The 14092-nt window shown below is 57.8% G+C and carries 14 protein-coding genes and 2 tRNA genes; 7 read left to right on the top strand and 9 right to left on the bottom strand.

The window, feature by feature from the left end; genetic code table 11:
• The first annotated feature begins 52 nt into the window (after positions 1 to 52).
• From glpX to ACR0IY_RS00065, 4 genes are all read left to right on the top strand, one after another.
• Positions 53 to 1036: a class II fructose-bisphosphatase gene (glpX, locus tag ACR0IY_RS00080; RefSeq protein WP_480669683.1), complete on the top strand. Its 984-nt coding sequence runs from the start codon at positions 53 to 55 to the stop codon at positions 1034 to 1036.
• Between the two features lie 94 nt (positions 1037 to 1130).
• The gene (gene recJ / locus ACR0IY_RS00075; protein WP_480669682.1) at positions 1131 to 2873 is read left to right on the top strand and encodes a single-stranded-DNA-specific exonuclease RecJ; all 1743 of its coding nucleotides are present in this window, start codon (positions 1131 to 1133) and stop codon (positions 2871 to 2873) included.
• A gap of 98 nt (positions 2874 to 2971) precedes the next feature.
• Positions 2972 to 3046: transfer RNA gene (locus ACR0IY_RS00070), tRNA-Glu, on the top strand.
• Between the two features lie 22 nt (positions 3047 to 3068).
• Positions 3069 to 3143: transfer RNA gene (locus ACR0IY_RS00065), tRNA-Glu, on the top strand.
• Positions 3144 to 3270: 127 nt separating this feature from the next.
• Here the strand turns inward: ACR0IY_RS00065 and ACR0IY_RS00060 are convergent.
• Both ACR0IY_RS00060 and ACR0IY_RS00055 read right to left on the bottom strand, forming a co-directional pair.
• The gene (locus ACR0IY_RS00060) at positions 3271 to 4674 is read right to left on the bottom strand and encodes an MATE family efflux transporter (protein ID WP_480669681.1); all 1404 of its coding nucleotides are present in this window, start codon (positions 4672 to 4674) and stop codon (positions 3271 to 3273) included.
• 95 nt (positions 4675 to 4769) lie between these two features.
• On the bottom strand, positions 4770 to 5378 hold the full coding sequence (locus tag ACR0IY_RS00055) for a TetR/AcrR family transcriptional regulator (protein WP_480669680.1): 609 nt from the start codon (positions 5376 to 5378) through the stop codon (positions 4770 to 4772).
• Positions 5379 to 5491: 113 nt separating this feature from the next.
• Here ACR0IY_RS00055 and ACR0IY_RS00050 point away from each other — a divergent pair, with 113 nt between their 5' ends.
• Complete coding sequence (locus ACR0IY_RS00050) at positions 5492 to 6193, top strand: PspA/IM30 family protein (RefSeq protein WP_480669679.1); 702 nt, start codon at positions 5492 to 5494, stop codon at positions 6191 to 6193.
• Between the two features lie 40 nt (positions 6194 to 6233).
• Positions 6234 to 6524, top strand: coding sequence for a YiaA/YiaB family inner membrane protein (locus ACR0IY_RS00045; RefSeq protein ID WP_480669678.1), 291 nt, complete (start codon positions 6234 to 6236; stop codon positions 6522 to 6524).
• On the opposite strand, the gene ACR0IY_RS00040 is transcribed toward ACR0IY_RS00045, so the two are convergent.
• The 5 genes from ACR0IY_RS00040 to ACR0IY_RS00020 are packed head-to-tail and all read right to left on the bottom strand — an operon-like array spanning position 6521 to position 11613.
• Positions 6521 to 7495: a nitroreductase family protein gene (locus ACR0IY_RS00040; RefSeq protein ID WP_480669677.1), complete on the bottom strand. Its 975-nt coding sequence runs from the start codon at positions 7493 to 7495 to the stop codon at positions 6521 to 6523. The two genes, ACR0IY_RS00045 and ACR0IY_RS00040, sit on opposite strands and share 4 nt — an antisense overlap.
• Complete coding sequence (locus tag ACR0IY_RS00035; RefSeq protein WP_480669676.1) at positions 7495 to 8601, bottom strand: GNAT family N-acetyltransferase; 1107 nt, start codon at positions 8599 to 8601, stop codon at positions 7495 to 7497. Before ACR0IY_RS00035 ends, ACR0IY_RS00040 begins: the two co-directional genes overlap by 1 nt.
• Positions 8598 to 9782, bottom strand: coding sequence for a hypothetical protein (locus ACR0IY_RS00030; RefSeq protein ID WP_480669675.1), 1185 nt, complete (start codon positions 9780 to 9782; stop codon positions 8598 to 8600). Before ACR0IY_RS00030 ends, ACR0IY_RS00035 begins: the two co-directional genes overlap by 4 nt.
• Positions 9779 to 10654 (bottom strand): HesA/MoeB/ThiF family protein, encoded by an 876-nt coding sequence (locus tag ACR0IY_RS00025; protein ID WP_480669674.1) that lies wholly within the window; start codon positions 10652 to 10654, stop codon positions 9779 to 9781. The genes ACR0IY_RS00030 and ACR0IY_RS00025 overlap by 4 nt, the downstream gene beginning before the upstream one ends.
• Positions 10651 to 11613, bottom strand: coding sequence for a hypothetical protein (locus ACR0IY_RS00020; protein ID WP_480669673.1), 963 nt, complete (start codon positions 11611 to 11613; stop codon positions 10651 to 10653). The genes ACR0IY_RS00025 and ACR0IY_RS00020 overlap by 4 nt, the downstream gene beginning before the upstream one ends.
• 223 nt (positions 11614 to 11836) lie before the next feature.
• Here ACR0IY_RS00020 and ACR0IY_RS00015 point away from each other — a divergent pair, with 223 nt between their 5' ends.
• Positions 11837 to 12301 carry a putative molybdenum carrier protein gene (locus tag ACR0IY_RS00015; RefSeq protein WP_480669672.1) on the top strand — a complete coding sequence of 155 codons (465 nt, stop codon included), beginning with the start codon at positions 11837 to 11839 and terminating at the stop codon, positions 12299 to 12301.
• 83 nt (positions 12302 to 12384) lie between these two features.
• On the opposite strand, the gene ACR0IY_RS00010 is transcribed toward ACR0IY_RS00015, so the two are convergent.
• Positions 12385 to 12747: a cupin domain-containing protein gene (locus ACR0IY_RS00010; RefSeq protein WP_480669671.1), complete on the bottom strand. Its 363-nt coding sequence runs from the start codon at positions 12745 to 12747 to the stop codon at positions 12385 to 12387.
• Between the two features lie 123 nt (positions 12748 to 12870).
• Positions 12871 to 13899 carry a YeiH family protein gene (locus tag ACR0IY_RS00005; protein ID WP_480669670.1) on the bottom strand — a complete coding sequence of 343 codons (1029 nt, stop codon included), beginning with the start codon at positions 13897 to 13899 and terminating at the stop codon, positions 12871 to 12873.
• Between the last annotated feature and the right edge of the window lie 193 nt (positions 13900 to 14092).

Here is a 14092-nt window from a genome sequence, read left to right as displayed (position 1 = left end):
AAACGCAGGCTATGCCGAACAAAGCGCCTTTACTGACCTGAGGATACCAAACATGAGTGCTGCCAAGATTGATTTCAACGACCGACTGCTGTCTCTGGGCCTTGCGCGGGTCGCAGAACAGGCCGCACTGGCTTCGGCTTCGCTGGTCGGGCGTGGCGACGAAAAAGCCGCCGATCAGGCAGCCGTGAATGCCATGCGTGAGCAGCTGAACCTGCTGGATATCGCAGGCGTAGTTGTCATCGGTGAAGGCGAGCGCGACGAAGCGCCGATGCTGTATATCGGCGAAGAGGTTGGCACCGGCAGCGGCCCGGGCGTGGATATTGCCCTTGACCCGCTGGAAGGCACCACCCTGACCGCCAAAGACATGCCGAACGCGCTGACCGTGATCGCCATGGGACCGCGCGGCTCGATGCTGCATGCGCCCGACGTTTACATGGACAAGCTGGCCATTGGTCCGGGCTTTCCCGAGGGTGTCGTCAATCTCGACATGAGCCCACGCGAGCGCGTTGAAGCACTGGCAAAAGCCAAAGGCTGCGAACCCGCTGACATCACCGTCTGCATTCTGGAGCGCCCCCGCCACGAGGCGATGATTGCCGAAGTGCGCGACACCGGCGCGTCGATCCGCCTTATCACCGACGGTGACGTGGCTGGCGTCATGCACTGTGCCGAAAGCGAAGTAACCGGCATCGACATGTACATGGGCCAAGGTGGCGCACCTGAAGGCGTGCTGGCCGCAGCGGCACTGAAATGCATGGGTGGACAGATCTTTGGCCGCCTGCTGTTCCGCAACGATGACGAACGTGGCCGCGCGGCCAAGGCGGGCATCACCGATCTGGACCGCGTCTATGCACGCGACGAGATGGTGACCGCGGACGTGATCTTTGCGGCAACCGGCGTGACCGGAGGCTCGTTACTGCCGCGCATCAAGCGCGAGCCCGGCTGGGTCGAAACGACCACGCTGTTGATGCGCTCGAAAACCGGATCGGTACGTCGCATGTCCTATCGCACACCGACATGGCCGCATGACGCAGTATAGTGGCTTGCGCCACCACCTTCGGTGAGAGTATTTGTGAAAATGATAAAGAGGCCGGGTCCGATTGGGTCCGGCCTTAGCATGTGAGGGACAGACGATGAGCTTTCTTGGAGTTGAACACTCATTGTCCGGGCGGCGCTGGGTTGGCCCAAAGCCCGAAGTGGACCGCGCAACGGAAATGCTGGTGCAGCAAGTCGGCTTACCACAAGCGGTGTGTCAGGTGCTGGCGCGCAGGGGCGTGCCGCCGATGGAAGCCCAAGGCTTTCTTGAGCCCAAACTGAAAGAGCTTTTGCCCGACCCGCGTTCGCTGAAAGACATGGAATCCGCAGCCCAACGGTTTCTGCGGGCCGTGAAAGCCAACGAACGGGTCGCGGTATTTGCGGATTATGACGTGGATGGAGGCAGTTCGGCTGCGCTACTTCTTGTCTGGCTGCGCCAGATGGGTCGTCAGGCAACATTGTATGTGCCGGACCGGATTGACGAAGGGTACGGCCCGAACGTACCCGCCATGCAGGAACTGGCTGCTAATCATGACCTGATTATCTGCGTGGATTGTGGCACGCTCAGCCATGAACCAATTGCTGCCGCGCAAGGGGCCGATGTGATCGTACTGGATCACCATCTGGGCGGAGAAACTTTGCCGGACTGTGTGGCCGTCGTGAACCCGAACCGGCAGGACGAAGACGGCGATCTGGGATATCTCTGCGCGGCCGGAGTTGTGTTTCTGATGCTGGTCGAGGCAGGGCGCCAAATGCGTGAGGCCGGTGCCAAATGCCCAGACCTGATTAGTCTGCTGGATCTTGTGGCATTGGCAACCGTTGCCGACGTGGCGCCGCTGATCGGTGCGAACAGGGCGCTGGTACGGCAAGGGTTGAAAGTAATGGCCCAGCGGCAAAGACCGGGGCTGGTTGCGTTGTCCGACGTTGCCCGCATGGATGCCGCGCCCAACAGTTATCATCTGGGCTTCTTGCTCGGGCCGCGTGTGAATGCCGGAGGGCGGATTGGACAGGCCGATCTGGGAGCGCGGTTGCTCAGCACAGATTCAATGACCGAGGCTGAGGCGTTGTCGCAGCGGCTGGATGAGTTGAACACCGAACGGCGCGACATTGAAAACGCGGTGCGGGCAGCGGCAATGGAACAGGCTGAGGAACGAGGGTTGGATGCGCCTCTGGTCTGGGCAGCAGGTGAAGGCTGGCATCCCGGTGTGGTCGGCATCGTGGCCTCGCGCCTCAAGGAAACCGCGAACCGCCCCGCCATTGTCATTGGTTTCGACGGGGACGAAGGCAAAGGTTCTGGCAGGTCGGTATCAGGCGTTGATCTGGGCGCCTCAATCCAAAGGCTTGCGGCCGAGGGGCTACTTGTCAAAGGCGGAGGCCACAAGATGGCAGCAGGCCTAACCGTCATGCGCGACCAATTGGAGCCCGCGATGGAGCGGCTCAGCGAATTACTAGCCAAACAGGGCGCGGGCGAAGGCGGCCCGGCGGATTTAAAATTGGACGGAGCATTGATGCCCGGTGCAGCGACTGTTGATCTGATCGAGCAGATTGAAAAGGCAGGCCCGTTTGGGGCCAGCGCTCCTGCCCCGCGATATGCCTTGCCAGACCTGCAAGTGCGCTTTGCCAAACGTGTTGGCGAAACCCACCTGAAACTATCCTTGACCGACGGAATGGGCGGTGGTTTAGACGCCATCGCTTTTGGCGCCTTCGACGGGCCCATGGGGGAAAAACTGTCCAATCACGGCGGTGCACGCTTTCATTTCGCGGGGCGACTTGAAGTAAACACCTGGGGCGGACGCCAGTCTGTACAACTAAGGCTTGAAGACGCCGCAGAAGCAAATTGATCCCAATTTCGGGCGTGGGAAAAAACTTTCACATCCCTGCATTTTTCGGCTTGCGGGGGTGTAAGGTAAACCGTAAAAGGCCCTCCACAAGCCAGCGTGGCCCGTTCGTCTATCGGTTAGGACGCCAGGTTTTCAACCTGGAAAGAGGGGTTCGATTCCCCTACGGGCTGCCACTTGTGCTTGTTTGGATCAAATGGCCCGTTCGTCTATCGGTTAGGACGCCAGGTTTTCAACCTGGAAAGAGGGGTTCGATTCCCCTACGGGCTGCCATTTCCTTCCTCGAACACCGAAATTGTCGCGCACAGATCTGCCCGTCCCAAACGGACGAAGGGCTGCAGTTGTAAACGGTGATCAACCCTGAGCGGCCGGAAGATCGAGTTTGAGACTACTGATACACCTACCAACCACGTCGCCCGAAAAGCGCCTGCAACCGGGTCTGTCCTGCGAACGGATCGACGGCCTGCGGTACGGAAAGATGTGACACTACCCGGCGCACCAAAACCCAACAGATTGCCGCAAAAATAATACCGCCGAGAGCCTGACCCAACAACACTCCGGGCGCACCTGCAATATAACCACCGGCAACGGCAAAGGGCCAAGTTCCCAGAGTGTGCCGCCCCCAATTGACCCAAGTGGAATAGACCGGGTGACCCAGATTGTTGAAGCTGGCATTCGCGACAAAGATTACTCCGTTGAAGAACGAAGCCAAAGCCAATGGCCCGCAAAACAGATATATCAAGGCCCGCGTTTCACCCTGCGCCTGGAACAGATCCGCAATTGGTGCGCGTAATATGAACAGCGTCGCCGCCATCAAGCAGACATAGACGGCGGTAAATTTTACCCCGGCCAGAAAGGTGTCTTTCACCCGGTCATATTGTCCGGCCCCAAAGTTCTGCCCTACAATTGGTCCGATGGCCCCGGACAGGGCAAACACCACCGAAAACGCCACCGGCATCAGCCGCCCGATAACCGCCATACCTGCCACGGCATCCGTTCCAAATTGCGCCACTTCGCGAATAACGATGGCATTGCCGATGGGCGTAGCGATGTTTGTCATCACAGCGGGAACCGCAATCGTGCTCACAGCCCGGACATCCATTCGGACTTGCGGTAGTGAGGGGCGGGCAAAACCACGATGCACACGCACCGCCGGCCTGATCGCGGTGATGAGAATACAGACGCGTGCAATAACAGACGCGATGGCTGCGCCGTCCAGCCCCAACCCAAGCGCAAAAATCAGGATCGGGTCCAGCACCGCGTTAACCACTCCACCATAGATTGTGGCCTGCATCGAACGCCGCGCATCCCCGTAAGCGCGTAACACCGCCATCCCGGTCATCGCGACAGCCATCACCCACATGGTTGGTAAAATGAAAGACACATATCGGGCGGCCAGACGCAGCACCTCTCCCTCTGCCCCCAGTAAGGACAAGCAGAATGTCAGGTTGAAGAGGACAATCATTGAAACGATCAACCCGGTCAGAGCGCCCAGCACCGCAACGCTGGTTCCGAACTGGCGCGCCTGCTCGGGCCGCCCGGCCCCAAGTTCACGTGCCACCAAGGCTCCGGCAGCTATCGACAGGCCGACATTCACCGAATTGGTAAAAAACAAAAGTGTTCCGGCATATCCCACGGCCGCCGCCAAAGCATCGTTCCCAAGCATCGAAATGAAGATCATATCGACGAAATCAACGGCGAAGATTGCCATCAGGCCGATACTGGTGGTCAAGGACATACGAGTGACATGGCCCATCAGACTGCCTGTCAAAAAGACGGCTCTGCTTTCAGATTGTGTCGCCATGCGTTTTTCAGCCCCTGCCCATCAGGATAATTTGTCCGGGTTTTACCCGGTTCAGCAATAGAAATCCCACAACACCGCCCACTTGAGGCGGCTTTTCATGGGGTTTGTGCGCCCTTCCCGCGATACCCGCGCAGATACAACACAAGGAATTCCGACAATTCTGATCGAACCGCGTCAGGGTCCAAAGCGACAAACCGGCCCTCCAGCGACAGCTTGACGATCCCATGCACGGCAGAAAACACAGTGCGCGCACGCAGGGCCAGAGTGGCCTCATCCATTTCGGGGCTGATTTGGGACAGCGGTTCGATCACCTCAGCGATCAACAGCGCATGTTCCTCAAGGTGCCACTGCGGTACAGGCACCCCCGGTGGCATTTTGTGATCGAACAAGGCTGCCCAGAGGTTCTGGTTTTCCGTGCCGAATTGCAGATATGCCAACGCCAGCGCCAGGAGTTTCTCCTCGGGCGTGTCCATAGAATTGGCAGCGTCCTGCAAAGCGGTGTGCAAACGTGCAAGTGTGCGCGAGTTCACCGCCAGAATCAAAAGGTCCAGATCCTCATACGCATTATACAAACTGCCCAGTGCGCAACCTGCATCTTTGGTGACATCACGGGCACGCAGGGCGGCCAACCCATGCGATTCCATCCTCTTTTCAGCAGCATTTAGAAGATTTTTCTTCAGATTTTCCCTTTTATTCTTAACCACTTAAATCTCCAGCTTTGAGCTTTTTTGAACATTGTTCATTTTTTGCATTGAACAATGTTCAAATTCACTGCATGTTCACCTCATGAACAATGTTCATAAACGAGGAAATCAAGATGTTCAAACAGTTTGCCACATTGTTAAGAGGTCGGGCTTATGAGGCGGCAACCGTCGTTACGGATCGCCACGCCCTTCCCATTTTACGCCAGCAAATCCGCGATTGCGCCCATGCCGTTCAGATGTCTCGCAAGGCCGTTGCGGTTGCGATGGCTCAGAATGAACAAGAGAAAAAACAGCATGAGCGATTGACCCAACAGATTGCCGATTTGGAAACCCGCACTTTGGACGCATTGCAGCAGAACCGCGAGGATCTGGCGCAGGACGCCGCCGATACCATTGCCCATCTTGAGGCAGAGCGTGATGTTTCAACCCAGGCGCAGGCCCGGTTCGACACTGAAATCGCTCGGTTGCGTACCGTCCTGCGCGAGGCTGAGACGCGACTGCGGCAATTACAGCGCGGTCAGCGTCTGGCCACCGCGACAGACAAAACCCAACGCTTGCAGCAGGTGGCCCCTGACAGCGGTCTATCTACCCTGCGAGAAGCCGAAGATACGTTGCGGCGCCTGCAGGAGCGGCAGAGCGAAATGGACGCAACCGCCCGCGCCATGACCGAGCTCGAAACCACCGGATCGGCGGAGAATATCCGGGATCGGCTGGCCGAGGCAGGCTGTGGAAAGCCCCTGCGCTCAAGCGCCGACGAAGTGCTCGAACGGTTGAAGAAGAAGGCACAGAAATCCAGCAAGTCGAAATCACAGTAACTTCAAGTACCAGATTCAACACACTGAAAGGACTTTACCAATGAATGCCGAAGAAAATCTGAACCTGCCCCAGTCGAACGCGTGGAACATGTTCACCATCGTCTCATTCGTTATCGCCGCGGCCATGATGGCCGGTGGCATCTACTTCCTCGAAGCCAGTTTTGCGGCAAAAGGGTTTTACTCGATGTCTGCACTGATGCTGGTTCATACCACCGTGTCGATCACCAAGACCCTGCGGGATCGCGAAGAATCCCAGCGACTGCACAACCGGATCGAAGAGGCGAAGACCGAAAAGCTTCTGAAAGAGGTAGAGGACAATATTGCCGCTTAAACAATTACCTCACGCAGTGATAGCCGCGCGCGGCTGGGGGTGGCTTTGTTGGCAACCCCCAGCCGCAATGCATTGAACAACACCCTACCACGCGGCACACCAAGTCGCTCAGTGACAGCGGCGCGTATATCAGGGTCATCAGCCAGCGCCGCCGCAGGCCAGCCCACCAACCCACGTGCAGATGCCTGTAACCAAGTTCTGTAAAACGCCCGCCCAGCCCGCACCATCGATCTGTCTGCAGGCCAATGAAACAAAGCAATCGCCCCGGCTTTCCGACTGCGAGCGGCCTCACCCGAAAGTTGCGGACCAAGACCCAGCGAGCTGAGCAGATCATAAACCCCACTTCCCAAAACAACCGGGACCATCCTGGCCGTGATGGCGTCCATCGCCAAAACATCGCGATTCAGGCCATCAACGTCATAGTTCACATCACCCTTGCGCAAACGCATCCAATGCAACAGCTCGGTGCGGAAAGGTTTTGGACGCATGACCCGGGCCGAGGCGATGTCAATCTGTTCGGCCAACCAATCGATCTGCTTCGTCTCCGTAACAAGCGTCAAGTGCTCGGCCATCCAGCCTTGGAGGGCAGACTGGGGCGTCGGCGCAAAACCGCCGCGATGCGTCAGGCGCGCGGACGCCAGCGAGGCCAATGCTATATCCTCGTTGTCCGGAGCCCCATTGGTGACAATGCGCGCAATGGGGCGCAGGTTTTTTTCTGTGGTACTGATGGCGAGCGTCACTTTGGCCCCTACCCCATGTGCGGCCATGGCCAGAACAGTGCCCTCGACCGCCGCGCCGCACGAGACCTCAAGATCGCGATCAGTGGGGTCGCCTACAGGCAAGCGCCTAAAGAGGTCCGCGTAAATTTCTATCGCTCCGTCTCGCAGCGCCCAACGTGCCGGCTGCGTGTTGTGGGCAGAGGGGGCCAGCATCGCCTGAGAAACAACCTGCTCAAAGTCCTGGCGGTCCATCACACCAGCTCCTTCGAAAACAGATGCAAACGATGTAGCGGTACGGCCCCCGCCTTTTCGGTTTGCCGGAGGCTGGCCGCATTTTCATCCGCGATCCATGTGCCGCCCACCGTTTTATATCCAGCCGCAATCATGTCTTCCGTCATCTCACTGAGCATCAAGGGGTTGACCGAACGCCCTTGAAACTCGGGCATCACGCCCTGAAAAATCACCACGGCACGGTCACGGCGAGATTTGTAGCGCAGATAATGCCAAGGCAATGACAAACGCATCCGTGACCCGATCCTGCGCAAAAGCGGGTTGAGGTCCGGGATAGCAATCACCGCTCCGGCGGGTTTGCCTTGATAGTGGACAACCTTGGAAATCCGCGGGTCCATGATCCATTTCAAATCTTTTGCCTGAAACGTGAATTCTTCGGCTGAGACCGGCACAAACATCGGGTTGTCCTTGAAACTGCGGTTCAGGATGGCGCGGGCATCCTCGAGCCGCGCCGCAATGGTTGCGCGCGTGACCGGTGCAAAGGAAAAACCCTGCCCCAGCAAATCTGAGCGCTGCGCATCCGACAACACCTGTGGGGCTGGGCTGGTGTCCAAGCGGCGTTCGAAAGTGGTCATTGGGAAATGCTGCGCATACCCGTTTGCCTTGAGGAGGTCAGGCAGATAAGGCGCGCCCCAAATCTGATCGGTAAACGGTGCCTGATCAAACCCACCGGTCATGACACCGGCCTGCTGCATCGCCGTCAGGTTGAAATTACCACTCAGTCGCGTCATTCCCTTTGTGCGGGCCCAATTCTCAGCGGCTTGCAGCAATACGGTGGCGGTTTCGGGATCATCGGCGCAATCAAAGAAACCAAAGCACCCACGGGCTTCGGCGTGCAGTTCATTCGACGCACGGTGCAGATGCGCAGTGATCCGGCCGACCGGCTTTCCGCTACGCAGAGCGGTAAAGTAGGTAAAATCCGAACCCTCGAAAAACAGGGGGTTGTTGAGCGACAAAAACCGCTTCAGATCCGCTCTCATCGGTGAAACGTAAGGCGTATCAGGCCCATAGGCATGAAACGGAGCGGCAAAGAAGCTCGGAAAATCCCGCTCCAACAGGTCGATCATGCTTCCCCCCTCGCCATCACAACGCCTGCCATCCGCTGCACTGCACGCAGGGCCGCCCCTGTACTGTCCAGCGTCGCGATGTCTGGGTTATTCATCATAACTACGCGGAGTGGCGCGATAGACAACAGCACGGCATGAGTGGCATCGAAACGGGCAAACAGCCAATTGACCTGCTCGTCGCTAGCCGTTCCCAGTTGCTGGACGGGTGCAGCGGTAAGGCAGGTTGTCAGGTCGTCTACATCCATTTCCGTCAATTCCGCCTCTTCCACCAGAACCGCGTCCGGTGCCCCTGCTGCGCGGCGTAGCAGGCTGAGACTGGCCTCTGGCCCTTGGCCCTCGACCTCGGCAATCTCGCGCAATGCAATCAGTTGGCGATCTTCGATCCGCAGTGCAATTGCGGCCTGCCAGATCGCCAGCAGAATAAGCGCAGATACCGTGACCGCCATGACCTGCACTGCGATGCTCCAGTCCATAGGCAAGAGCCCCGACAGGATCAGGGTCAGAAGTCCGGTCACCAAGAAAACAATCCCAAAGCTTCGTAAGATGTCCACTGCCCGCAATCCGGACCGGTTCATACCAATGGACAACCAGCACAACACCAGCACGGCCACACCGCCCAATCGGACCGGTGCATCAATCACCGCCTCGCGCATGAAATCTGTAGCCAGAAACGGCAGGATCAGCAGGAATGACAGGCTCATTCTGTTGATGGTTCTGTTCTCGGCTGGTGACAGGGTGTCGCAGTCACGCCTCAGCACGAACAAGGCCACGCCTATCAGCCCTGCCAGTTGGAACAGCAACAAACCAGCCAGCCGCCAGACCTCAAGGCTAGCAAATTGCAAGAGGCCCAGGAACACAAACACCGCTGCCCCTAAAACGCATATCAGCTTTAATGCCGGAGGCGCATGGCGGCGCAACAAACCTTCGGCCAAAAGCAGCGCAGCCAAGGGCAACAATGCGGCGCAACAGTTTGTGAGAGCGGAAAAAAACCATCCCCAGCCGCCCCAATGTCCGATCCGAGCAACCATCAGAATGACAAGTAGCCACAGGCAGAACCGAAACCGTCTGGCAAGCTCGGGCCTGCGCACCAGATCACTCAGATGCAACAGCACGATGACCGCACCCAATGCGGCGCAGGCCGAGACCCACGCGTCAGACAAAAAGGCGGCTGTATCGCTCATGACGCCAACAGCTTGTTCATTTGCCGACGCACTAACGGCCGCATAATGGCAGCTAGAACACCGGGTAAGGGGCGTTCGACCTTACCGGTATGGGGGTTCAGAAACCAGCCGCGATAATCCGCGCCATGCGCCCGCCCCAAGACGGCGTGCAACGCCTCGCCCCCCATCAACGTGCCTGCCATGATCACCATGGGCGCGAAGGACATCCGGCTGCGTTTCCCAGCAATCACTTCACCCGCCAACGCAAGATCGACATGATGACGAGATGAAGAATGGGTCAGCACATATTCAGCCTCGGCAGCGGCAGCACCATCGCGCATCTCTTGTGTCAACGCGTTCCATTCGGTGCCTTGGGTTGGGTAACCTAAACGTTGTTCCGGCATCGGGTCGGCGGGCTGTGTGACGTAAACCGACGGCAACGGCGACGCATAAGCATCAATCACAGCGCGGCCCTTGGCGCGGGCTGTCCGGTATAGCAACAGGCTTGCGCCAAGATCGTCGGTCCCATTGATGACCACATCTGCAGCTTGCACCAGCCGATCCACCTGATCAGACCAGTTTGCGCCCAGCACTTCGATTTCGGCCTCAGGGTTGATCTGAAGGCACTGGTCACAGGTCGCCATGGCCTTATCCCGGCCAACAGTCGCCAAGGTCGCAAACAACTGCCGGTTTAGGTTCGAAACTTCGAAACTGTCCAGATCGGCAAGGATCAATCGCCCCACCCCGGCGCGGATCAGGGTCATGATTACACTGCCTCCCATCCCACCGGTGCCGCAGACAAATACGCAGGAGTTGCGCAGCGTGTCTTGGTCGGCTTCAGAGACAAAGCCGAGATTGCGCGTCGTGAATTCGGAATATGAAAAGAAGGTCATTGCCCCTGCCCTCTTGCCCGCAGGATACCAAAATCCCGCTGCGTATCTGCCCATTGCCACAGCGGCATCGCCAGACGTTGAATTACCGCAGCGGCCACGGCAAGCGTTACGGCGGCAAACGATCCGCGGGGAACCTCGCGCCCGACATAAGAAAGCGCGGTTGGCGTATCCATCTGCCCCAATTGCAGAACATCATCGCCACGATCGTAATCAAGCTGCTCGCGACAAAAATCGTTGATGGCCTGATCCCTATGCTTGGGCGCATCTGCAAAGGTCTTCTTCAGGTGATCCGACCCCCCGGTATAGGCATTGGTAATGACAAAGCGATCTTCGTCAAAATCGGCCTCGGACCCGACACCAAACACATAGCGGTGGTGCTGCATGATTTTGCGAGCCAGCATCAGGTGCAGAAGACTGCGCCGGTTTTGCGCGTCACCAGCGGGCGTTGGAAAAACCCGCGCAAACCCATGCCCGACCAGCCCCACCACTGCGGGCACCTGAGTGACATTTGATATCCACAGAGGCCGCATGCCATTGCGGAACAACATCAGTACGCACGTCAACCCGTACAGCACCCAGCTCAGGCCCTGACTGCGCAGGTTCGGATCGACCATGACCAGCCCGAGATGCAGCACCTGTTCTGTCCGGTGCCCCAAATCAATCTCCATCAACGCCAGAGCATTAAAGGCAACTGGTGTCTTGTCGTCCCGACGCGACACCAGAGTAATGATCGATTGCCCCAGCCTTTCGCGATCGCCCGAGAACACACCGTAAGTCAGATCCCCTGCGGGCAGAGTTTTTGATGCCACCTGACGCAGTTTGGCAACCAGGTCGTCCAGCTCAGATGACGACATCCAAAGGCCCGGACGTTCGACGATGCGAACGCGATACCCTCCCGAGGCATTCAACCGGATATCCATGTGACGCTGTGCTGCGGCGTTAATTATGGCGTTTAACAATGCCTGTTCCCGTTATCTTCTGCTCTGTGCCAGACATAAACTTCATCGTGACAATATTATGGTCGGAACGCGTATTCTCGACGCCCTGCTGCAAGGTCCATCAACGACGTTTCCCGCGCTTGCTTCAAGTCGTGAATACCCCCGGTTTCACCGCAATTCGGATCAACAGTTTGCAGCACCAAAGCGTTGAGACTACGCTGGCCGAAACCTGAGAGAAGATGCCATGAAGATTGTGTCAGGCGGGCAAACCGGTGTGGATTTGGCGACGTTGGAATTTGCGCGCCAGAACGGGCTTGCCTATGGGGGTTGGGTGCCCAAAGGGCGAGCCAACGAAGCCGGTCGCATTCCTGATCACTTCAATGGAATGATGGAAACGAAATCCGAAAATGTTGCGGAACGAACAAGATGCAACGTTGAAACCAGCGACGCCACACTGATTTTTGTGGATGGCTCAAACAGCCCCGGTACGGACCAAACTCTTGTTTTCGCCAGAGAGGCTGGAAAACCGCATCTAGTTGTAGATGTCACGGAAGGGACAGATGCTTGCGCGCTTAGGGTTCGGTCCTGGTTGGACAGTACGCCCATCGCAATTTTGAATGTTGCTGGGCCCCGAAATTCCGAGGCACCGGGCATTGGAAAGCATGTACGCGCGGTGCTGGACCGGAATCTGGACATATTCAGAAAGTGAACCGCTGGGAAATTTAAGCGGTCCGGTCAGGCCACCTGATCCGTGAAGTTGCGCATTTTGGGACGCGCAATCCTTTGTACGCCTTAGTTATGGTCACGAATGACAAAGTGTTTGGTTGTGGTCTCGACCACCTCCCAAAACCCACGAAACCCGTTCGGAATCATAAAACTGTCGCCGGTGCGGAAATCCTGCCGGGTTCCGTCCTCATGAATCAGCGCGCAATGACCCTCGACGATATAGCAGTATTCGTCTTTGTCCGTGAACGCATGCCACTTGCCCGGCGTCGATGTCCAGGTACCGGCCGACAACTTTCCGTCGGGGCTGGTGAAATGCATACCGACCTTGTGATACGGGTCGCCTTCAACCACGCGGTCCGGCAAATCCGCAAGGCGGCGTTCGCTACGGGTTTCGGGGGCTTCGAAAAGGTTGATGACCTGAGTGTTCATTTTTCCACCTTCTTTTTTAGTTGCGGGCCTGTGACGGTGCAGGCCGCTGGGCTAAGGGGCCGGGTATCAGCCCCCTTGGCGTTCAGGCAATTCGCAAAGCACCCAAACGCCACCTTACCCGCTTCAGTAATGTACCAGATAGACGCCCAGCAGCACGAACAGCGCAATAAACACTGTCTCAGCAACGATCAGCGCAATGGCCTGCCCGCCCACATCGAGAATGCGCTTGAGCGAGGTTTTCATCCCTACCGCAGCGATCGAAATCAGCAGCGCCCACCGGCTGAGGCTCGACATCGCCTCGGACACCATCGCCGGGATCAGCCCCAGCGAATTGAGCGTCGCAAAGACGAGAAAGCCAACCACGAACATAGGGAGGATCGGGGGACGCTTACCCTCTTCGGCAAACTCCGCGTGGCGACGTACCAGCGCCGAGATCACCAGAACAACCGGGGCCAGCATGGCGACGCGGATTAGCTTGACCAGCGTGGCGACCTCACCGGTTTGATCCGAGACCGAGAACCCGGCACCAACCACCTGTGCAACATCGTGGATTGTACCACCCAGAAACACGCCCGAAATCTCATCATTGAAATCAAAGGCTTCGGTTAGGATCGGATAGGCGATCATTGCGATGGTCGACAGCACGGTCACGGACAGCACCGTGAAGATCAGGTTGCGCTCGGAATGTTCGTTCTTGGGAAGAATGGCCGACAGCGCCATCGCGGCAGATGCTCCGCAGATCGCAACAGACCCGCCTGTCAGAATACCGAACCGCCAGCCGCGGCCCAGCAGACGCGCGCCCAAAAGGCCAAACAGGATCGTCAGAATGACGCCCGCGATCACGACAAGGATCAGATCCGAGCCGAGGTTCATCATCAGTTCCACCGAGATGCGCGCGCCCAGCAGCGCCACGCCAAACCGCAAAACGGTGCGGGCGGTAAATTCGATTCCGGGCCTGCAGCTTCCGCTGTCTTCCTCCGCCAGAAAGTGAAACGCGATGCCCAGCAAAAGCGCCATCAGCATGGCCGGGGCGCCGTAGTGCTCGGACAGAAATTTCGCCGCTGCGGCTACAACAACGGAAACAAGAAATCCGCGACCGTTCTTGCGCACAAATGCCTCGGCTTTGGACATCAGTGATGGGGATGCAGTCATATCTTGCATCATGCTTCCTCTATCAAAAAATCAGGCTTTCCCGTCGGGAAAGCCCAAAGGTTGCCGGGTCCTGTCAGACCCGGGTCCTTGTTTTGACTGACCTTACGCCTCGGCTTGCGGTTTCATGTCGTTGGCGTTGATGCCTGCGACGGCGACGGGTTTTTTCATGGCGTCGCGGCGGAAGGGTTCACCG

Source organism: Ruegeria sp. BC1, from assembly GCF_056539305.1.
The sequence above is the reverse complement of the archived record's forward strand: the minus strand, read 5'-3'. Positions and strand labels throughout refer to the sequence as shown.